The organism is Vibrio sp. ABH4_348, assembly GCF_056159765.1.
On the sequence record NZ_JBSWVW010000001.1, the window covers coordinates 1,791,432 to 1,811,971 of the forward strand.

Below are 20,540 nucleotides of genomic sequence, written 5' to 3' on the forward strand. Positions count from 1 at the left end.
GCTGGTGTCGTTCCAGAAACATCGAGACTCTTGCCTATTCCTATTGCTGTTTTTTATTTCAACTTTTCTATTGATAAATACTCTAGATTTCTTAAGGCCAATAGGTGAAACCACAGGTTCTTGGTTAGAAAGAACGGGAGCCATGTTAGTTTTTGGAACGGGCTATGTTTTGTTTAGAGTCCATCAAGTCGCAAGACAAATCGAAAGTTATCTCCAAACGCTTAATACAAGGACCCCCTACTCACTTAGCCTCGCTTTGATTAACCACAATAGACTAATACCAGTTTGCCATTATTTAATACTACTTGGCGCAAGCTGTTGGGTATTTGGGATTCCATTGCTCAACGGGTTCGAAGCCATTCATCTGTTTTGGCTTAGCAATGGCTATCTATAACCGTATCAATCAGCGCCAACAAAAATCCATTCTTCCACGGGGATTTTCACAATCATCACCGAGTTTTGCTTGAACTCTTTAGCGTATTCTTTAGCAACCTTTTTGGCTTTAGCCATTTCGCTTTCTTTAAGAATTACCGTCACCACTTTTGAGCGTTCCGGCTCACCCAAATAGTAACCAACCGAATCGACCACATTAAATCCGGGAAACTCTTTAGCAATCGTACCGATCTCAAAGTTTTGCCAGTCCTTTAAAGAAACCGCGCCACCATCTGGTTGAGATAACCCAAAAAAGATTCGCAACCGAACATAGTTTTCTTCATCAGTACTTGCTAATGCAAGTGGACTTGAGAAAAGCATTATGCTCATAACGATTGGCAAGAATGCTCTATAGATTTTGGTCGTTGAAATGTTCATTCACCCTCTCCTAGTTGGTTTATTCGATCCTTAAAGTACTTAATACCTATATATCGAATCAGTTAGCGTGAACTATGCATAAACCGAAATAGTGCGAGGATTGCGATAGCTTTGCAGTGGCATCAGAACAAATCCTGAAAGATATGAAACAAATCCCACTTATTGAACAAATACCAAACAGAAATTCATTACTCAAAAGTCTATCCGAATTTACTCGAATTCACCTTACTCCAAACCATTTGACTACCAACAATCCAGCTAAAAAACCGTATTAATCACACTTAGATAAAGCCGAAAACAGAGCGCCAGACTGCATTAACAGAAGTAAATGTTAAGTTCTATGCAAAAACCGAACAGCTAGTAACAATAAAGTTATTAGCGAGAAGCAACCCGTGATTCTCACTCATAGATTGTGATTATGATATTCCGTTCAGTTAAATTCCGAACCAAACAAAAAGCGTATATGAATGGACTCCAGCCCTTCAAAAAAAGCGCATAAAGATTGATTGCAGGAAAGCGATCATTTGAGTAGTGGATGAATCAAACTGATAAATGGACTTATGTGTGTCAATGAAACTAAACCGGAGCTAACAGTTCGTCATAAAACAGTTCACGAAATTGAGCTGGCCATACCCAAGGCAACCATGCGTTCAATTCGTACCGATAACGTTGTGGAATACACAAATTTTGTCACCCATAGGTATCGTAATTACACACAGCTAAAATCTGGAGTTATGGATTTTCAATACTCAGACTACGCATTTGGTGGCATTCGTGTGCTTCGCGAAAAAACTAATCTTGGCTGCAGAATTGAAGGCATACCACCAGACAACTTTTTACCTATTGCTACAATGGTAAACCCTGCTACCGAAGGTAATGTAATGGGTGAAACGTCTTTTCACAGCCGTCTACTGCTAGCATCTGGGAATGCATGGGAGATGAATCTTAGAAATGGTATGGAGTACGTGTGTGTCATCTTTGACAAAAACCAGTTCAACCAGGCGTTAGTTGATCTCAGACACTTCGAAATCCCCAAAGACTGGGTTGAAACAAAAGTTGTATCAACCATCAATGACTACTTGAACAACCTTAGATCTACTACGTTTAATTTTACAGAGCGTCTTAATCAGAAACCTGATTTATTAGAAAGCGAATTACGCGCCAAATATCTATCCAACCAGATGTTTCACCTTACCCTAGCTGCGCTAGAGCCTACTGTTGATACAAGCAAGCATGTGCGAATACAACAAATCCGATCAGGTGGAGTTAGGAAAGCAATAGATTACCTTCATCAACACGCCCACAAGATGCCGACAAATACAGAACTATGCAATGTATCTGGTTTAAGTGAGCGTAACTTACAATATGGCTTTCGTGACCATTTGAATGTGTCACCGCAGCAATACTCAAAAATACTCAGGCTCAATCTGGTAAGAAAGAAGCTGATTGAATGTGACCCAGCCTTAACGCGGGTCATGGATGTGGCCATGGACCTAGGATTTTTTGAATTGGGCCGATTTTCTGGAGAATACAAAAAGCTTTTTGGCGAAACGCCGTCAACAACACTTAAGAAGTACATCTAGCTTCAAAATCACGAGTAAAACTTATCGCACTTTTTCTCGCATTAGAATTACTTGCCCACCAATAGAAGGGGCTCACATTCAGCCTTTTTAATAATTCAAGTTACGGATTTTAAGCATCAGGGTTAGCCAATTTTTGGTGCTTCCTCATACAAAGGAACGCCAGTATCAGGAATATGTTCCCACGACGCTTTTGAACCAACAAATTGATGATGGATAAGTTCAATCTCGGGGTCTTCATTTAGACAGCCCAATGTAATCCCGTGCACTTCTCCATTGAATACTCCAGTTAAAGTCGAGCCACATTGACTGCAAAACTGGATGCCAAACCCATGTTGACCAACATAAGACGTGAGTTTTTCCTCACCAGTAACCCATTGAAACTCTTTAGCATCAACCAAAGCATAGGCAGAAGCTTGGGAACTGAACGCTTTGCGACATCGCGAACAATGACAAGACCGACCGTCATAAACTTTGCCACTAATCGAATACTGAACCTCGCCACAAAAACACTCGCCAGTTAGCGCAATCGACATTTCCTACAACTTTGTTTCGCCGTTAAAAACTTATTACTCAATTGCATTATTGCTTCTTCAAAAGGAAAGGAAAATGCTTACCCACAATGACGATCATCACACCGCCAAGAACCGTTATCGATGCAATCACTAGGCGAATTTCGAGGGTTTCACCGGCGAAAACAACACCGCCAACCGCAGCCAAAACAGGGACTAGCAGTTGAAGAATCGAGGCTTGTATCGATTTAAGCCCTTGTAAAGCAAGAAACCAAATGGCGTATCCACAGGCTGAGGCGAGCGCTCCGGAAGCCACGGCCAAAACAACACCCGTTAGCGAAATCTGCGCCGAGCTCAATGTCAAAATCGCCAACAAAAAAATTAAAGGCAAGGTACGAGTAAAATTGCCGGTTGTATCTGACAACGGACTTGCAGCCCCTTTGCCTTGCAGAGTGTATAGCCCCCACGCGGCACCCGACACGGTCATTAATACAAAACCCCAAAGTGTTGGTGTTTGAACTTGTGGTGCCATCAAATAGACAAAGCCGGTCAAAGCTAACATCAACCCTATCCAGTCAAACCAGCCAAGACGTTGCCCTTGCAATGAACTCACCACAATCATAGTGAACTGAACTGCACCAAACAAAATTAAGGCACCCGTGCCCGTATCGAGGGATACGTACCCATACGAAAAGCATGCCGCATAAGTAAACAAGTAAAAAGCGCCCAACCAACTTCCGCCTTTAAACTGCATCCAAACATCAGCTTCGCCATGCCTCAGAACCCCTCTAAACAATACAATCAGCCACAATGCAAAAACGCCAGATATCAGGCGAATAGTGGTAAAGCTTCCTGCGTCAATTACACCTTGCTCTAGTGCCAATCGACACAATACCGAATTACCAGCAAACGCTAGCAATGCGAGTGTTGTGTAAAGCCAAGTTTTGGCTTGATTTGAATTTTGTATTCTCATGCCCTCTAAAGACCGTGATGCACACTCTGACATTTCAATCCGTGCGCAAAATAAAAACTGCTTTGGCTGTATTTTCTACTCACCTAAATCGCCGATCTTCTGGTATTGCAGCGCTTTGCGATTAAACGATATTATACAACCCGAGCTCTCAACCAAGATGTCACTATGTCAGATGAAGAATTAGCGCTTGAATGGATGCGCCAACAAGCCAGTAAAATTGCACCTTATGTCGAGGAGCCGTCATTTGAAGAGTGTGTGGAGCTAATTAGCCCGGCCTTTAAAAAAGGGAAAAGCGTTGCTCAGCTTAGATTTTTATTGGCGGAAGCGGATCGCAGAGCAGGTGCCGCTGAGAGAAAACACGCGGCAATGAAATACGCCAAAGAAAAAAGCCCGAACGCGGGGCAGATTTTGCGCCTACAAGGCAAGTTGCAACAAGTCGAATTGGCACTGAAACTCGCGACGGGAGACAACAACATGTCCATTTCTCAGTTTTGTTCTGAATACAATGTCAGCAAGCGAGATGGCAACGAAGCATGGCGTGAGAAACTACTTCATCTGGGGAAGAAAAACTAATTAATAGTCGCCACTCCATTGCCTTTTAGACACTCCAAATTTACTCCACTGCCCAAAGCTCTGTTTCGGGATAAAACGCTTGCCACGCGAACCAAAAGACCGCTACTGACGGGATAAGATTACCAGCTTCATCAGTGATTGTGGGGTGGCGCGCACTGTTATCATATTGAATATGTAGCTTGCTGCCCCCTAATTCGTCAACAAAATCGGGTGACTCTTGTAACTGGTCAATTGGGTAGGCTTTGGCCTTACCATTGTGTATCACTCCAATCACCCAAGATTTCACTTTCAGCTCATCTCGGTGTTTGGGTACTGGGAACATAGTGCGGTCAGACTCAAAATAGTTTTTATAGGCCTGTGTCTGATAATTTCTGCGAAATCCGGTATCCAAAGACAGTACTTGGCTCTGCGGGTAAGTCTGTTTCCACTTAGCCCACTTCATGTGTTTGGAAGGTAGCCAAGTTAGTTGTTTTCCTGAATAAACGCCCGATACCGCTTGTCTGCCCAATTGCGTCCAGAGTGATTCGGTTTCTCTGTCATACATCAACACATCACTTTGATACAACAAACCACTCACACCGATATTTAATGCGGTTCCTTCAACTCTGGCATCAAATATCATCCCTGTCCCGCACAGTTGGCAGTAGGTAACAGTAATCGGAGTTTCCCCAATTTTATCGTTAACGATTTCGTGCCAAACCAATATGCGGTTTGGGTAAGCTCTTTGTTCCCCATTGATTTCAATGCCGAGGATGATGTCGAAGTCACTTAGGTAATTGACTTGTTCAACAGAGACAAATTTAGGATTGTCGATAGCAGGAATGCCATCTCTTGGTGGTCCACCCCGGAAGATATCGTTGGCATCAATGGTTAAATTTTCGAACTCAAAACCATTTAATGCGTTAGCGTGAAAAGAAGTAAAAGCCGCAATGGTGAGTGCGAACCAAATCGTTAACGCAAACCAAAAATTGTATAGTCGTTTTATTGTATCGAGCATGGCCGCAGTACCTTTTGCTATCACTACTCCTTAATTAGACCGCAAAGTGCACTGATAAATTTCTGCGAAGGCAAAATAGCTCTGGACCGTTTTATATGTTTTCTCGCTCTCGTCTACGTCTAATGGGGTAACGGGCAATGGGTACTAAAAAGCACTGAAGTCGAGTGATTTTCACTCTAGGGAAAATCGAATCAAATCTATCTGTTATGGTATACGGGATCCGTAGAACACTCCCGTTATTCAACTTGACTATTAGATACCGATAATATTCCCACGGGGCGACTAATGGGTTATTTCTGTACCGAGCACGTGATACATAATCTTGAATTGAAAGAATGTCATTTTTGTGAAACTCAATCGAGTTTTTCCCACATGAGTATTTAAACTTAGTTCCACATTTCACTAACACTACGTTATTAAAGAAAATTAGGAATGAAAACGAAGTTATCATTGCAGGTATAATAATCACCCCAAATAACCAAAAATAATAACCGCCATTCTCTACAAAAAACTGATGACTTTCAACTGAAACAATATAAAAATAAAGACCAGACAAATAAGACCCATGCCAAATTAGCGGCTTAATATGCTCAAATATATATTTTAATTTTGCCTTATATACAATCTTCTTCATTCTTTACCAATCAAATTCATAGAATAATAAAATCGATATAAATGGGAAAAATAATGCTATAATTTTTTGCAGTTAACCCACTTCAACATTAACACGAGTTACCTTCCCATCTTCAATCACAAAGTAAGCGTCTTGGGGAATATCTTGATGCCAAAGATCTTCATAAGGCATTTGAGATAGATGACCGCGTAAGATTAAACCCAACAACCCATGGGACACAGCAACTATGTTGCCTGACTCTGGCAAGTCATTGAGCCAAGATTCAAGTCGTTGTATCAAATCATCGTACCGCTCGCCTTTGGGCGCTCGTAGATACCAGTCTTTATGAGATAACTCTTCTGGGCAAGTTCGCTGCAGTTCACTAAATAATACTTCTTCCCAGTCGCCAAATGCGCATTCCATCAAGCGTTCATCTACTAGTACATCCGATTCTGAATAAGCGGTTGCATTGCAAATAAACGAGGTGGTTTGTTTGGTTCTGCCTAACGGGCTGGAGTAAATTGTGAAACTTTCATTCTTTAGTTCTTCAGCCAAAGCACGGCCTATGGATTTGGCTTGTTTTTGTCCAAGCTCTGTCAAAGGAGAGTTACACTGCCCTTGTAGTTGTCTTACTTTGTTGAATTCAGTTTGACCGTGTCTGACGAGAAAGATCTTCGTTGGCATTGGTTACCTCTGTTGGCTAGCGGCTATGTCATCAAACTAACAAACTCTTTGAACAGATTTCAATCGTTTTAATTTTCGATAGCCATCGAAAATTAAAGTGCTTTTGTCCAAATCTCGACGATTTTCGTCAATTGCTCTTAAGATCTCCTTGATTCCGTTTTTTAGCATTAACTCAGGCCACTACATATGAGAGAAGATATCGATGCTAGACAACCCATCTGAAAAATACCAAATTGCTCCTGTCCTTTTTTTCCCGCAAAGAACTTGGCCATCCAAGGTGTTAGATAAAGCACCACGCTGGTGCTCAACAGACTTGCGCGACGGTAACCAATCTCTTTCAAACCCAATGAATATTGATAAAAAAAAGAAGTTATTTAAGCACTTAGTCGAATGCGGATTTAAAGAGATTGAGGTTGCATTTCCGTCGGCATCACAAACCGATTTTGACTTTGTTCGAGGGTTAGTTGAGGAAAAGCAAATTCCGGATGATGTGACTATTCAGGTGATTACCCAATCAAGACCTGACTTGATTGAACGGACAATAGACAGCTTGATCGGTGCACGCAGCGCAATTGTCCACCTTTACAATGCAACCGCTCCTACTTTTAGAAACGTTGTCTTCAGCCAAGATAAAGAATCAATAATCCAACTCGCTATCAATGGCGTGAAAAAGATCAAAGCGCTATGTGCAAAGCATCCGGAAACTGAATGGACACTTCAGTATTCACCCGAAACATTTAACTTTACCGAACCCGAATTTGCGCTAGATATCTGTAAAGCTGTCACCGCAGTATGGCAGCCAAGCAGAGCAAGACCATTAATCATCAACCTACCGACTACAGTAGAGTGCAACACACCCAACGTTTTTGCTGACCAAATTGAACACTTTATAACGTCATTCAGCATGACAAAACACGTCACAATTAGTGTTCATCCCCACAATGATAGAGGCACGGGCGTGGCTAGCGCTGAACTTGCCATGTTAGCCGGTGCAAATCGTGTCGAGGGTTGCTTGTTTGGAAATGGCGAGCGTACGGGAAATGTAGACTTAGTGACATTAGCACTAAACCTCTACTCCCAAGGCATAAACCCTCAATTACGCTTCCCTGAGATTCAAAAGACCGTTGAGCTTGTTGAGTATTGCAATGAGATCTCTGTCCACCCTCGTCACCCATATGCTGGGAGACTAGTTTTCACTGCATTTTCTGGCTCTCATCAAGATGCTATTAAAAAAGGGTTTAGCCATTATAAGTCGCAAGCAAGTAGTCGCTGGAATGTACCTTATTTACCAATAGATCCTATGGATATAGGTTGCAATTATGAAGAGGTGATTAGGGTAAATAGCCAATCGGGAAAAAGCGGGGCTGCTTGGTTACTACAACAAAACCACGGTCTATTACTACCTAAGATGCTGCAAGCCGACCTACGTAAAAAGGTGAAAAATCACTCTACTCATACTGAATCTGAAGTCAGCCTTAGCGAACTATGGCAATTGTTTCGGCATTCTTATGGTTTGGTCGAAAAGCCCTTTATCAAACTGCAAAGCTACCAAAGCCAGACAATAGAAACAGGCCAGAGAATAGACGCTGTTATTGTTTACAACGATGAGAAAATTTCATGTATGGGTAGCGGCAATGGTCTAATGTCAGCATTGCTCAATGGATTGATTGAGCAAAACACGTTTCAAGCGAATATCGTTGATTATCACGAGCACACCCTTGGTTGTCGAACTCAAAGTAAAGCTGCTTGTTATGTTCAACTACAAACTGAATTGTCCGATGCAAGTTTTTATGGTGTCGCTATCGATGAAGACGCGACCAAAGCCTCTTTGCAGGCTTTGCTAAACGCTTATTCTAACGCGCTTGTCAGCAACCTACGCATGTGATTGCGAGACAGAACTAGCAATTGTACTCAAATCGGTAGGAGACAGCCCCGTACGACTTTTAAACATGGCGCTAAATGCGCTAGGGCTGTCGTACCCAACTGACAACGCTGTATCGAGCACGCTGGTTCCGCTTGTCAACAACTCAAAGGAATGGAGTAACCTCTTCTGCCGAAGCCATTCCGTAAAAGTAAGGCCTAATTCTTGTTGAAAACGACGAGAGACCGTTCTTTCACTTTGATTCAAATACTTGGCGGCATCTGATGCTGTCCAAGGATGTGAAATGCGCTCGGATACATCCTCACAAAGCATAGTTAACGCTTCTGAACGCGGTTTGGGAACGCTAAAATCAATTGAGTCTAACAAGCGTAATTCATCTAGGATCAACTCGAATATTCGGTCTTCTCGCGTACCGGAAACTCGAAGATCAGGCAAAGATACGGCTTCGACAATCAGACTTGTAAGTAATGTAGAAACTTTAGACAACAGGCAAGTATTAGGTAAATCTGCTCTCGCCATTGGATCCACAAATAGCGTGCGAACTCGGGTTTCGCCTGTAATTCTGAGGCTATGTGACACACCAGCAGGTATCCATAAACCTCGATTTGCTGTCACTACCCAACAGTCGGATAGTGTATCCACTCGAATCACACCGCTAATTGCATGTAAAAACTGAGCACATTGATGAGTGTGTGCTGGCTCTACCTCTCCATGAGCATAATTGTGAGCATAGGCAAGAATTGGCGGACCTAAGGCTTCATTGCAGAATTTCATAACGATTCGAGTCAGACTGTATAGACAGGTGATTGAAGTAAGGTAATCAACCCATCTAGGATTCGCCACAAGTGTAACCCACCACATAAAATGAAATATAAGGAATAGATAGGATTTGGGCGGAATAAAAGTGAGGAAACTAGGCTAGACAAGGGATTGGGCCGAAAATTCGGTCGAGGATTAGAAAAGTACGTTCGTTTGGTTTGAAATGGGTTTTTGAGTGGTTTTGGCCATTTGAAGAAAAATACGAAACGGATAAGTTGAAATACCCTACTTGTTTAAACAGCGTTTAAAGCCTTATTCAATAAGGGTTTAACCCCGTTTTCGTACTTTGATTATTTCAACTTAAACGAAGTGAGAAAAGTACGCTACGTACTTTTCTCAGAAATCAGACAAAAGCCTTTAAAAACAAATAGATAATAAAATTTCATTGAAAAACAATAAAAACCCAAAAGGAAAAGAAAAGTACGCTAGGTTAACTAAGAAATATCTTTTCCAATCCAGACAGCTCTACCTATAACCTCTACATTATCCACATCTTCACTAGCCAACCTTTCGACTGAATCTCCGAATTTATCAACCTTGACCTCAAAGCTGCCATCTAGACGAGCAGAAAAATGACGAATAACAGTAGAGCTTTTTAGTTTGATAGCAAAAGAGCCGTCTGAAATAGTTTTGTCCGAAAAATCAATCATGACGGTATCACTATTACTAATCAAACCACCGTCAAGCCCGCCACGAACAAAAAAGATTTTCAAGTTGTCAGGGTTTAGCCCACGCCACTTAAGCCACTTTTTTCTGAACGCTAGTTGCCGTCTTACTTCTCCAAGGCTTTTATCAGTTTCTAGATCTTCTACCTCGGTGTGATAGCCATCTATCAATACAAAGTCATCACCAAGCACGCTGTCCTTATTAGACTCAGAAACATACTTTTGGCCTGTTCCGGTACAAAGCCACTCCAAGGAGACACCCCTGGCCGAAGCAACTCTCACAACCTTGTCAAAAGAGGGTGAAGATTTTGCAGGTGGCAAATACTTTCTCAGCCCACCAGTTGATATAGAAACAGACTCAGCGAAGTCCTTAAGGGTTTCGTTTCCAATCAACTCTTTCAATCTTTCGGGGAACCCTGCGATACCTTCCTCTGGATACAGCAAAACTTCCGTTTTTTTATTCATTTTTTAACCAATTGATAAATAAACACTTTCTCTAAATGTATAGAAATACATCACAAAAAGCCCGATTGGACTCTTGTTAAGTCTAATTAGATCACTTAAAGTCTTTTTAGCCGTTTCGGTAAGTTACCAAATCGGAAGATTAGCATCTTAGCACGGAGTAAAACCATGAAGGTAGAAACAGCCCACGAAATATGCGGGGCATTGAAGTCTAAGGGCTATAGCGTTGCTTCTTGGTCAGTAGAGAAGGGCTTTCACCCTCGAACAGTTCACTACTGCATCAATACGTTTGCACCCATTAACCAAAAAAGGCCATCCAGGAGATTGGCCAAATCAATCATGAGCGCTCTTGGCGTAACTATCGGCGTCAACCTCATAGGAGATAACAATGAATAAAGAATGGTATTTGATATCGGAGTTAGTCGGTCTTCCTGGTCTGCCTAACGCTGTAAAGAACATTCGTTTTAGAGCCGAAAAAGAAAACTGGGAAAAGCGCGCACGCTCTACTGGTAAAGGCTTTGAATATCATATTCGCTCGTTACCTTCCGAAGCTATTGCAGAGCTCACGAAGAACTTTATCCAGCTAAAGTCACCTGGCGAGGTTGCAGCTGAGCAAGTGATTGCCGAGCTTAGAGCTGAAGAAGCCAGACAGCGCCGTATTGTTCTGGAGGTCTCAAAAGGCGCTTTGATTCAGTTGAACAGCATGGAAGAAAAAGACCGTCGATTGGCCAAAGCCCGTTTAGAAGTAGTTCAACTAAGAGACACGTATCTAAACGAGTTTGCTGGCAAAATTAGCCACGGCCACCGCGAATTTTGCGAAAAATACAACGAGCGTGGGTTTGCTATCGATGCCCGAATCTATGAGCAGATCCCCAACATTAGTCGCGCCTCAGTTGACCGTTGGCAAAAAGCTTTAACTGAGCAAGGAGTAGTCGGACTGGTCAAAAAGAAAAGCCCGCGCCGTGGTGATAGCGTAATTGCCCGCCAGCCAGAACTAGAAAAGTTTTTGACGTCCCTGTTGGTAGAAAGGCCGCATTTTAGAAACCAGTCGGCCAAGCTGCGTGACTATGCCCAGGTTCACTCTGAAAAGCTTGGTGCTGCTTTCGAAATACCCAGCACAAGTAGCTTTCGACGTTGGGTTGAGCAGTGGGTGAGTAAAAACGAGGGAAAATACACCTTCGCGACGGATCATAAAAAATTCTATGGCAAAGAACGTGGCCTGATTCATGAGCATGAAACTTGGGTCTCTAAGCCCAATGATTTGTGGGAGCTCGACTCCACACCTACTGACATCATGCTGCGTGTCGGCGACAAACTTACTCGCTATTCAATCGTAGGTTGTATCGACGTATTCACTCGCCGCGTGAAAATGTTATTGGCCCCTACTTCAACCTCTGAAGCGGTTGGTTTGTGCTTACGTAAAGCTATTCTCGATTGGGGTTTGCCCAATGATGGTGGTGAAATCAAAACCGATAACGGCTCAGATTACGTCTCTAAAAAGACCATGTTCATCATCAACAGTCTTGGTGTGAAACAAGTCAAGGCTACCCCGTTCTCGGGCTGGGAAAAGCGCTATATAGAAAGGTTCTTTGGCACGTTCCAAGGTGGCATCGTTGAGGTTATGCCCAACTACATCGGCCACAGTGTGCAAGATAGAGAGCTTATCGAAGCACGCCATGAGTTCGCGGCACGCATCGGCGCTGGCAGGAAAAAACGCTACCAAGATGCGCTTGATATCGGTATGACGCCAGACGAATTCCAAACCTTCATGGATGACTGGCTAGAGCACTTCTACCACCAAAAGCCGCACAGTGGTTTGGATAATGCGTCACCTTATGAAAAGTACTTAAACACCCAATACACGCCGCTGATCGTTTCTGACCCGAGAGCACTAGACACCATGCTCAATTATGTGGGTGAAAAGTCCGTGCGTCGTGGCGGTGTGCAAGTCAACAAGCTCATTTATCGTGCACCAGAGCTTCAAGAAGACATCTATATGCGTCAGCGCGTTAACGTGTATTTAGACCCGTGCGACGTTTCAAAAGCATATCTCTACCCCGTCGACATTACTGACGAAGATGGAAATAAAGTCTGTATTGAAGCAGTAAACGCCGACCTAATTGGCCGAGAAATCAGCCCAGATGCCTTTATTGCTGCACGCAGAAAGACCGAAAAAGCACTGCGTCGATTTAAACGTGAAACCAAAAAACTGGCTGAGGAATTTGGCATTGATGATTTAGCCGCAGAGCAGATCGCTCAAGCCAAGGCAAAAAACAACATGTTGGCATTCCCGAAAGGGAGTGAAGAGCACTCCAACTCTGTGCTCAAGGCACTAGAACAGGCTGGCATTAAAGACAGCGACGAATGGAGCCAAGCCGAGCTGGATGCCATTGCAGAGCAACGCAAAAAAAGAGAAGAAGCCGAGCAGGCCAAGGCTGAGCAGAAATCTCGCGCATTAAAAACAGAAAGAGAAATAGCGTGGGACATGGCAGATATTTTGGTTAACGGCGGTGAATTAGAGCCACGCCAACAGAAATGGTTCGATGACTACTTAATGAGTCACCAACTCACCGCACCAAGTATTAAAAAATACATTGCCTCTGGCGGCAAAACACGCCGTCAAGTCGCAAAGTAAAACACGGGTAAAGCAGTACCGTGGCTAGGATGCCCCAAGGCTGTAACGGGGCAATAAAAAACCCGAATCTATGCGGGATTCGGGTCAGTACAACGCTCTTTTTAGAGTACTTCGTAAAGTAACAGGAGTAATAATAGACATGAAAAATATGATTGTCGATGTAAAAAACGTCAGTAACGCCTGTGCAATGTTGGAAAACTTGAACAATCGCTCACAAATCGTACCAGGAATGGGACTGATTCACGGCGGTTCAGGTAGAGGAAAAACAACAGCATTGCAGTACATGTTTAACCTAGAGTCTACCAATGGTGTGTACTTACGTTGCAACGCCAACGACACGCCAACCAGTGTGATGAATCGCATTGCCAAAGAGTGTGGGCTGGTTCCTGCTGGCCGAGCTTACCAAACACTTGAAGAGATCATCGAATGCGTTCGCCGCAACGAGTTTTCTATCTTCGTAGATGAAGCAGACTATGTGGTTGGCAACAAAAAGATCATGGAATCTTTCCGTGATATATACGACAACACAGAGCAGCCCGTTGTTTTGGTAGGTATGGAAGAAATTGCCCGCCGCATCTCGCAACGTAAACAGCTCTATAACCGCATCAGCGAGTGGGTTGAGTTCAAACCTGCGGATCTAGAAGACGTTTCTATCTTCGCGCAAGAGCTAATGGAGATCGATGAACACATCATTATTGATGATGAAGTTTTAGATCATATTCGCGCTAAATCCCGTGGTGTTGTTCGTACTATTCTTTCTGCACTTTCAAAAATCGAACGCTCCGTTAACGCCGCTCCACCGGAGGATGGCGTCGTTACAATGCATGACATACAAGGTCTAGACCTATTTATGACTGTTTTCAGATCATAAGGGGCAAGCCATGAACATTCGAAAAGCAGTTTGGCGATTTGTTCATGGCAACCCACGTTGCCATGCAAGATTTATTGCTAATAGCTTGGGGCTGTCCATCACCCAGGTCAGAGATGCCATTAACGGTTTGCTCACAAATAAGTTGGTTAAAAAAGTAAAAGGTACTGGTCACGTTTCTAGACCATATCTTTACTCCACCACTGATGTAGAGCCCACGTTTGGCAAAGGTAATCACAAAGGGAAGAAGAGCCGGAAAAGGTTCAACAAAACGAATCGTCAAAAGCTCTGGAACAACATGAAGATCAGCCGGAAATTCACAGTTTCAGAACTTCTTTCGACCATTTCAATTGGTGAATCTACTGCGAGAAACTACGTCACATACTTACTCAAATCTGGGTATGTCGTCGAACGTTCCCGATTACCAAAACATAAACGTAATAGCGCCATGAATGGGAAAGAAATTGTTTGGCTGTTAGTCAGAGATTCTGGTCGACTCGCGCCAATTGTGCGAGCTAACGGAGTCTGGGACCAAAACGAGCAACGTTTTTATCCTTTTAAAACGCTAGGAAAAGAGCAGGAGACAAGAGATGACGTGGCTTGATGAACTTCGAAAACAAGTTGCTTCAAGTTCGATGTCTGAAGTCGCCCAAACACTCGGTATTAGTAAAGCAACGGTATCGCTTGTTTTGAATGGGAAATACCAAGCCAGTACAGATGCTATCCAGAAAAAAGTGGAGAGCATCTACCTTGGGCACACCGTCATGTGCCCAATACTGGGGGAAATTCCCAAGCACAAATGCGCTGCCCAACAAGTTACCAAGCATGTTGGCAGCTCACCTCAAGCGATAAGGCTATATAAGGCGTGCCGCAGCGGTTGCCCACATAGTGAGTTAGAAGAGCGTTTAAACAACCCCGTTCGAATATCTGTACAAGAGCGAGCACCAACCGCAATTACCAAGCGCAAAGAGGTGCAAACTCAAACCCGTCCTTATGACGCGCAAACCGCAATAAATCGGTTAGAGCGCCAAGCAAGAACGGACTCAGCAGAGAAAATGGGCGGCAGTTATCAACGTATCTATATCGAACTATTGCAGCGTGAAATCAAAGCCCTTGGCGCACGCTATAACCGAGCAATAAAACAACCTTAAATCAATGACCCAGGTGAATCTCGGTTTCCCACTCTTAGTGGGAAACTGGATTCAACAAGGAAGGTGAAACATGGAAAGCCAACACACACAAGTGGACAAGCACGCTTCCCACGTAATCAAACAACTTCGCCAACGTGGCTGTGATTTTATATCAGCAGTACGCACTCCGCGCGGCGTCATTATTAAAATCAAAAATCCAACACCAGAGCTGGCACGCAATGCACTAGAAATTCGCGAGAAACACAAGGGCCAGCCAAGCATTGTCTACACCAAGCATTTAGACGGTTGCTTAGTCAGTTGGAGACAAGGAGAAATCCAATGAATACAGCAGTACCAGAAGGTTATCGCCAAGCTGCGAATGGCAGCTTAGTCCCTGAAAGCCAAATCAAACCCATCGACAAGCTGCGTGATGATGTCGTCACGCTGGTTGTAGAAAAAGCCAAAGCTGCACAACAAGCCCTGCTTGAGTTCAAGCTGATGGCCATGGGGCAAATCAAAGACTTTGTTGACCTCAGCGCCGAAGAGTATGACGTCAAATACGGCGGCACCAAAGGCAATGTGTCACTTGTAAGTTTTGATGGCAAATACAAGCTGATGCGCGCCGTGGGTGAGCACAAAGTATTTGATGAGCGTATCCAAGCGGCCAAAGCCAAAATTGACGAGTGCATTCAGCGTTGGTCTGAAGGCTCCAAAGACGAAATCAAAGCCCTAGTTGACCACGCTTTTCGCGTGAACAAACAAGGCCATATCGATTTGGGCCAAGTGTTGAGTCTTCGCCAGCTCAACATTCAAGACCCTGACTGGCTAGAAGCCATGGACGCAATTGCCGATTCCGTGCAAGTCACTGGCACCAGTCAATATTTGCGCATCTACGAGCGCCAAGATAACGGGCAGTATAAGCAGTTCGCCCTTGATATTTCTAAGTTGTAAACACTTAAAGGATTAAGGATTTAACCATGAAAAAACAACCAAGCGATTACCCAAAGTTTGCAGAGCACGCCCGTGATTTAGAGCGCAATGGCTTTTTAAGTGATGCCGCGTTCGCCTGGCAAGCAGCCGCAGAAAAAGCCCGCCGAGGTGCCAACCGCCGTTGGGCACAAGCCCGTGCAGACTGGTGTTTACAGTGGGCAGGCCGTTGTGATTATCACGCACTCGCCGCTTGATTCCCTAACCTTCTAGAACCATCAAGCAAGCCCTAGCCCGCCTTGCGCGGGCTTTTTTACACCCAAAATTTGAGATTTAGGAGTGAATGATGCAAAGGCAAGACGCACTAATCAAACTACGCGAAGCCATACAAACTGCCGAAAAGTTTGGGCTTTTACGCACTGAAAACGGCCAAGTAATTACGGGCGCTTTAGATACGCAATTTGGATTTGAACTCGTAGCTGATGAACCTTCGCCAATTTCCAAGCAACAAGTGATCGAAACCGTCGCACAAGAGCTGGATGACTTGGTACAAGAAACTCAACTTTCTGATTATGCCGTCAATGAAACGGATTTAAGCCTCTGTGAAATTAATGGCAAGCCTTATGTGTTGTACATCGGGTTAAGACAAGACTAGGAGCAGCATCATGGTCAGCATTTATTATGTGTGGTTTGTGCTTGTATGCAGCACCCTTATGAGTTTTGTCGATGATGATGAACTTCGACTTCATATTGCACGCGGTTTAGCCGGTGGGGCATTGGTGGTTTGTTTATGGAACGAGGTGAGCGCATGAACCGCAACGCTCTGATTAAACTCATCCACATCGGCAAACGCGAGCTGGGCCTTGATGACGATACCTATCGTCAGTTGCTCAGTAACAGTGTCAACAAAACAACCTGTGCAGACATGAGCAACAAGCAATTAGAACTCGTGTTTAACATTATGCAAGACAAAGGGTTTAAACCGCGTTTAAACGGTGATCCTAAAAAGTTTAAACGTAGGCAGATTCCCAAATCAGGCAAAAGCAAGCTCGCTGAAATCGATAAAATTCGGGCGCTTTGGTTAGAGATGGCCCGCCATGGATTTATCAAAGACAAAAGCGAGGCTGCGCTAGATGCCTACGTACGCCGCATGACCAATCGACGCAGCAATGAAGGCGTGGATCATGTGGCATGGTGCAGCGCTGCCCAGGCTTACCAAATTATTGAAGCACTCAAAAGTTGGCACCGTCGGGTCATGATAGATGCGCTCAAAGAAGCAGGCTGGACAGTGCCTATGAATGAGCGAACGGGTAAACCCATGGGTTATGACTCTATCGCCAATGCATTTAACAATATGTTCGAGTCCCAACGGAGCGGCAGTAACAATGCGTCAAAAGACAGTATTCAACAAGCGAGACAAAGCCTTGATTAAACACGTTCAAGAGTTCGGCCGAAAGAGTGAAGCCGAAGCCATCGCTTATCTAGACAGATACTGCGGTGACTGGCGCGGCACTCCACTCCCCAAAGCCAAGCGCTTAACCATGTTAGGAACAGGAGAAAGCGAATGAAACTAGGCCGCTGTCCAATTTGCCATAGCCACATCCATTTGGATGCCTTAATACAAGACGAGTCCGGTCAAGCCTTGCTTGCTCTTGTCGCTAAGCTTCCCGATTTTGTGGCTAAGCCTTTGGTAAGCTATTTGGCGCTGTTTCGGCCAGCCAAACAAGATTTAACGAACAGTCGCGCGTTAAAAATTGCTCAACAAGTACTAGACGAGTACCGAGCCGACCACATACTCGCGGCAGCCCTTACTGAAACCGTGTCTAAAATTCGCGAAAAGCGAGTGCAATACCACGACACCAAACCCTTAACAAATCACAACTATCTCAAGCAGGTTTACCAAACCGCCGCCAACAAATTAGGTGGCAGTGTTTCACATTCGTCCAGTTCAAGCAGTAAGCCAAACGGTGACGCGCAGCATGTTGTTAAACAAGACAACACCGACTGGTACTTCGAGCAAGCTGAACGAATCCTAAAGACAGGACAAGACCCGCTGCAAAGCACCATTGGTGACAAGCTGAGAGAGTTAAATTGGAGGCATCCAAATGAAATTTAAAGAGGCTTTAGAGATAGCCAACGCTGGAAATAGAAAGATTTTAGTTCCAATAAAAATGGGTTTCTTTGTTGTCATTCGCAACGCTCAGAAACCTACAACAAAACAGTCCTATAGTAAGGCACTCGCCACTGAATTTGGCCTCGAAAATTACTCCAGAAGGTTTGAAGCTAATGTTGTTGAAATCAACTACCAGGGCGCTAAGTTGATGAAGGAAATACAAGATGACTGGCTTGGCTGGGAAGTCACGCGAGAAGATTTAGAGAGAGATACATATCTAGTCGTTTAATACAAAGCCGCTCACAACGAGCGGTTTTTCTTTTGTAGACAGTAACCCCCGTGAATCTCCTAGCCCGTTGCCTGTTTGCCAATATGGGCAAAACAGGAGATTCCTATGACCACTTACACGCACCAACTCACCATCGCTCAGCTACAAGCTGAGCCACAAATCGTCGAGATTGATACTAACCCATTCAGACACATCGAGGGCGATATCACCTTGCAGCTGATTGGTGTTAATGAACAACCCATCAATGCCACCGCAGGCGAACTCAAGCTGGCGATTAGTCCAACACGCACCCACTTTCGCGAAGTCTTAAACGGCACAGTCAACGCTATTGATATCAAAACCCAAGCGGCCAACTACGCTCAGCCACATTGGGCGGGTGCCGCTCGTTATCTTCAAGTCTCCATGCCAGTAACCATCACAGGCGCTCACTCAATCAAGCTGTTTGTTTGTCGAGGTTAATATGGTGGCATCACTAAAAGGCTCACCAAGAGTCCTACGGCACAGCCAAGTGTGGCAAGCCATGCGAGGCTCGCCAAGGTTTACGGAGAGTGTTGAAAAGCGGTGGTTTACCGAATTTAGTCGGTCAATTGGCAGTTACGCGGTGATTCAACCGGCAGTAAAGCTACCTACTATTGATACACTCAGATTAAGTTGGAATCAGATATCAAACTACGCATCAAATCAAATTGTGCTCGGGGGTATTCACACTCAGGATTGGTACTTCAATCAGGCAAGTAACAAACAAACCGTTTGGAATAACGGTAAGAATTGGAGCATACCAAACCAAACTAACGATCTAACTAGCGGCTCCATTACAAAGGTATGTATAGACATTGATGCTGTAGCTGGTACATATACGTTGCTCGTAAATGAGGTGATTCAAGGTAGTGTGAACGTAGATATTGCCAGAATCGCCCAAGAAGTGCTGATGCACATTGGTGATGACTTTGGGTCAATAAACTCTAGATTCGATGGGATTTTGTATGACTTAAAATTAGAGATAAATGAGAATCCCATTTTTGACTTTCCTCTGGATGAACCACCGGAGGCAACTGAATTTAAATCTAGAGTCGGTGGATATACCGCTAGAAAAGTAAACCTTCCCACCGAACAAACCGATCTTTATGAATCTTCAAAAGCCGGATATTGGTTGGGGCCAGAGCTATGGAACTCCAGTTCTGCAAATCCATCAATGTGGTCTGTAAACGGTAACAAAATATCCAAAATAGATACAGGTTGGAGCGGTATTCGCCCAGACAGTATGGCTGTTTCAGGTAACTTGCTCATAACAGGGAACTGTTTATCAACAAGCTACACAGCAGCGTTTTACACAAGGTCTGAAACGACTAATAATCCGGCGATTCCATTGGAATTAGGTGAGTTCTCTTTCTTTAAAAATTCTTACTTACAAACTTGGTTAGATAGCAGAGAACCTGGCACCACGGTTGAAAATATCAGCGTTCGGAGAGTTTTACGATGAAGATTGCCCTAGTCAACATCCACCAATTAGAAACAAGTTTAAAACCAGCGTTGATCTGGATTCGAGAAAACCCAAATACCTCATTACCCGGCACATCCCACGATGGAGTTAACCGAGTTGTTATCGAGCTGCCGCCTGCGAAAATTCTCGCTGAGTCCAATACGATTGAGAACACTCAAACACTCAACGAACTGGTAGAACCAGAACCTTTTGAGGGTGTGATTAAACGAATCGGCCGTGAGCTATTAAAAGGCTCTGATGCTTTGATTCTGCTTGAGAAACATCTACTCGATCAGCTTTTTGCTACTGCTCACCACCGAATATGGTGTGGTAACTATGAAGAAGTCGAAGCGCTTCAAGCCGATTACCAAAGCGCGTTTAACCAGAGTTTAAACCCCAGTTTAACCCTGCCTGAAGCCATCAGAACGGCGAGGCAAACTCTCAAAACATGGCTGCAAACACCCTAGCTTAAATGATCCTAAAAACCGATAGACGATCCTTTGGGGTCGTTTATTCTTTCCTATATCA

27 protein-coding genes are annotated in these 20,540 nt (G+C 44.0%); 19 read left to right on the plus strand and 8 right to left on the minus strand.

Going from position 1 to position 20,540, the window contains the following annotated elements; all coding sequences use genetic code 11:
• Positions 1–399: 399 nt before the first annotated feature.
• On the minus strand, positions 400–810 hold the full coding sequence (locus ACXAFJ_RS08055) for a DUF3574 domain-containing protein (protein ID WP_475322651.1): 411 nt from the start codon (positions 808–810) through the stop codon (positions 400–402).
• A 560-nt stretch (positions 811–1,370) separates the two neighbouring features.
• Here ACXAFJ_RS08055 and ACXAFJ_RS08060 point away from each other — a divergent pair.
• Positions 1,371–2,393: an AraC family transcriptional regulator gene (locus ACXAFJ_RS08060; RefSeq protein WP_475322652.1), complete on the plus strand. Its 1,023-nt coding sequence runs from the start codon at positions 1,371–1,373 to the stop codon at positions 2,391–2,393.
• A gap of 122 nt (positions 2,394–2,515) precedes the next feature.
• On the opposite strand, the gene ACXAFJ_RS08065 is transcribed toward ACXAFJ_RS08060, so the two are convergent.
• Entirely contained in the window at positions 2,516–2,926 is a 411-nt protein-coding gene (locus tag ACXAFJ_RS08065; RefSeq protein WP_475322654.1) for a GFA family protein, read from the minus strand.
• A 46-nt stretch (positions 2,927–2,972) separates the two neighbouring features.
• Positions 2,973–3,875 (minus strand): DMT family transporter, encoded by a 903-nt coding sequence (locus tag ACXAFJ_RS08070; RefSeq protein WP_475322655.1) that lies wholly within the window; start codon positions 3,873–3,875, stop codon positions 2,973–2,975.
• A 165-nt stretch (positions 3,876–4,040) separates the two neighbouring features.
• Between ACXAFJ_RS08070 and ACXAFJ_RS08075 the strand changes: the two genes are divergently transcribed.
• Positions 4,041–4,448 carry a hypothetical protein gene (locus ACXAFJ_RS08075; protein WP_475322656.1) on the plus strand — a complete coding sequence of 136 codons (408 nt, stop codon included), beginning with the start codon at positions 4,041–4,043 and terminating at the stop codon, positions 4,446–4,448.
• 40 nt (positions 4,449–4,488) lie between these two features.
• On the opposite strand, the gene ACXAFJ_RS08080 is transcribed toward ACXAFJ_RS08075, so the two are convergent.
• From ACXAFJ_RS08080 to ACXAFJ_RS08090, 3 genes are all read right to left on the minus strand, one after another.
• On the minus strand, positions 4,489–5,445 hold the full coding sequence (locus tag ACXAFJ_RS08080) for a DUF3179 domain-containing protein (protein WP_475322657.1): 957 nt from the start codon (positions 5,443–5,445) through the stop codon (positions 4,489–4,491).
• Between the two features lie 91 nt (positions 5,446–5,536).
• The gene (locus ACXAFJ_RS08085) at positions 5,537–6,079 is read right to left on the minus strand and encodes a PH domain-containing protein (protein ID WP_475322659.1); all 543 of its coding nucleotides are present in this window, start codon (positions 6,077–6,079) and stop codon (positions 5,537–5,539) included.
• Positions 6,080–6,151: 72 nt separating this feature from the next.
• On the minus strand, positions 6,152–6,742 hold the full coding sequence (locus ACXAFJ_RS08090) for a histidine phosphatase family protein (RefSeq protein ID WP_475322660.1): 591 nt from the start codon (positions 6,740–6,742) through the stop codon (positions 6,152–6,154).
• Between the two features lie 202 nt (positions 6,743–6,944).
• Between ACXAFJ_RS08090 and leuA the strand changes: the two genes are divergently transcribed.
• Positions 6,945–8,627, plus strand: a complete 1,683-nt coding sequence (leuA, locus tag ACXAFJ_RS08095; RefSeq protein WP_475322661.1) for a 2-isopropylmalate synthase — start codon at positions 6,945–6,947, stop codon at positions 8,625–8,627.
• Here leuA and ACXAFJ_RS08100 read toward each other — a convergent pair.
• Positions 8,616–9,467 carry an AraC family transcriptional regulator gene (locus ACXAFJ_RS08100; protein ID WP_475322663.1) on the minus strand — a complete coding sequence of 284 codons (852 nt, stop codon included), beginning with the start codon at positions 9,465–9,467 and terminating at the stop codon, positions 8,616–8,618. The two genes, leuA and ACXAFJ_RS08100, sit on opposite strands and share 12 nt — an antisense overlap.
• Positions 9,468–9,877: 410 nt before the next feature.
• Positions 9,878–10,573 carry a LexA family transcriptional regulator gene (locus tag ACXAFJ_RS08105; protein WP_475322664.1) on the minus strand — a complete coding sequence of 232 codons (696 nt, stop codon included), beginning with the start codon at positions 10,571–10,573 and terminating at the stop codon, positions 9,878–9,880.
• A 385-nt stretch (positions 10,574–10,958) separates the two neighbouring features.
• On the opposite strand from ACXAFJ_RS08105, the gene ACXAFJ_RS08110 reads away from it, so the two are divergent.
• From ACXAFJ_RS08110 to ACXAFJ_RS08185, 16 genes are all read left to right on the plus strand, one after another.
• Positions 10,959–13,205, plus strand: coding sequence for a DNA-binding protein (locus ACXAFJ_RS08110; RefSeq protein ID WP_475322665.1), 2,247 nt, complete (start codon positions 10,959–10,961; stop codon positions 13,203–13,205).
• A gap of 139 nt (positions 13,206–13,344) precedes the next feature.
• Positions 13,345–14,076, plus strand: a complete 732-nt coding sequence (locus ACXAFJ_RS08115) for an AAA family ATPase (protein ID WP_475322667.1) — start codon at positions 13,345–13,347, stop codon at positions 14,074–14,076.
• Between the two features lie 10 nt (positions 14,077–14,086).
• Positions 14,087–14,677: a hypothetical protein gene (locus ACXAFJ_RS08120; RefSeq protein ID WP_475322668.1), complete on the plus strand. Its 591-nt coding sequence runs from the start codon at positions 14,087–14,089 to the stop codon at positions 14,675–14,677.
• Positions 14,664–15,224 (plus strand): LacI family DNA-binding transcriptional regulator, encoded by a 561-nt coding sequence (locus tag ACXAFJ_RS08125; protein ID WP_475322669.1) that lies wholly within the window; start codon positions 14,664–14,666, stop codon positions 15,222–15,224. The genes ACXAFJ_RS08120 and ACXAFJ_RS08125 overlap by 14 nt, the downstream gene beginning before the upstream one ends.
• 70 nt (positions 15,225–15,294) lie before the next feature.
• Positions 15,295–15,546 (plus strand): hypothetical protein, encoded by a 252-nt coding sequence (locus ACXAFJ_RS08130; protein ID WP_475322671.1) that lies wholly within the window; start codon positions 15,295–15,297, stop codon positions 15,544–15,546.
• Positions 15,543–16,154, plus strand: coding sequence for a DUF3164 family protein (locus tag ACXAFJ_RS08135; protein WP_475322672.1), 612 nt, complete (start codon positions 15,543–15,545; stop codon positions 16,152–16,154). Before ACXAFJ_RS08130 ends, ACXAFJ_RS08135 begins: the two co-directional genes overlap by 4 nt.
• Positions 16,155–16,180: 26 nt before the next feature.
• Positions 16,181–16,387: an ANR family transcriptional regulator gene (locus ACXAFJ_RS08140; RefSeq protein WP_475322673.1), complete on the plus strand. Its 207-nt coding sequence runs from the start codon at positions 16,181–16,183 to the stop codon at positions 16,385–16,387.
• 89 nt (positions 16,388–16,476) lie between these two features.
• Positions 16,477–16,785 carry a hypothetical protein gene (locus ACXAFJ_RS08145; protein WP_475322675.1) on the plus strand — a complete coding sequence of 103 codons (309 nt, stop codon included), beginning with the start codon at positions 16,477–16,479 and terminating at the stop codon, positions 16,783–16,785.
• Between the two features lie 10 nt (positions 16,786–16,795).
• The gene (locus ACXAFJ_RS08150; protein ID WP_475322676.1) at positions 16,796–16,942 is read left to right on the plus strand and encodes a hypothetical protein; all 147 of its coding nucleotides are present in this window, start codon (positions 16,796–16,798) and stop codon (positions 16,940–16,942) included.
• Positions 16,939–17,562, plus strand: coding sequence for a gp16 family protein (locus tag ACXAFJ_RS08155; protein ID WP_475322677.1), 624 nt, complete (start codon positions 16,939–16,941; stop codon positions 17,560–17,562). Before ACXAFJ_RS08150 ends, ACXAFJ_RS08155 begins: the two co-directional genes overlap by 4 nt.
• Entirely contained in the window at positions 17,516–17,698 is a 183-nt protein-coding gene (locus ACXAFJ_RS08160) for a hypothetical protein (protein ID WP_475322678.1), read from the plus strand. The genes ACXAFJ_RS08155 and ACXAFJ_RS08160 overlap by 47 nt, the downstream gene beginning before the upstream one ends.
• Positions 17,695–18,246 (plus strand): hypothetical protein, encoded by a 552-nt coding sequence (locus ACXAFJ_RS08165; protein ID WP_475322680.1) that lies wholly within the window; start codon positions 17,695–17,697, stop codon positions 18,244–18,246. The genes ACXAFJ_RS08160 and ACXAFJ_RS08165 overlap by 4 nt, the downstream gene beginning before the upstream one ends.
• On the plus strand, positions 18,236–18,532 hold the full coding sequence (locus tag ACXAFJ_RS08170; RefSeq protein WP_475322681.1) for a hypothetical protein: 297 nt from the start codon (positions 18,236–18,238) through the stop codon (positions 18,530–18,532). The genes ACXAFJ_RS08165 and ACXAFJ_RS08170 overlap by 11 nt, the downstream gene beginning before the upstream one ends.
• A gap of 105 nt (positions 18,533–18,637) precedes the next feature.
• Positions 18,638–18,991, plus strand: coding sequence for a hypothetical protein (locus tag ACXAFJ_RS08175; protein WP_475322682.1), 354 nt, complete (start codon positions 18,638–18,640; stop codon positions 18,989–18,991).
• Positions 18,992–18,995: 4 nt separating this feature from the next.
• A complete protein-coding gene (locus ACXAFJ_RS08180; RefSeq protein WP_475322684.1) occupies positions 18,996–20,012 on the plus strand; it encodes a hypothetical protein in 1,017 nt (338 codons plus the stop codon).
• Entirely contained in the window at positions 20,009–20,479 is a 471-nt protein-coding gene (locus ACXAFJ_RS08185) for a hypothetical protein (RefSeq protein WP_475322685.1), read from the plus strand. The genes ACXAFJ_RS08180 and ACXAFJ_RS08185 overlap by 4 nt, the downstream gene beginning before the upstream one ends.
• The last annotated feature ends 61 nt before the right edge of the window (positions 20,480–20,540 follow it).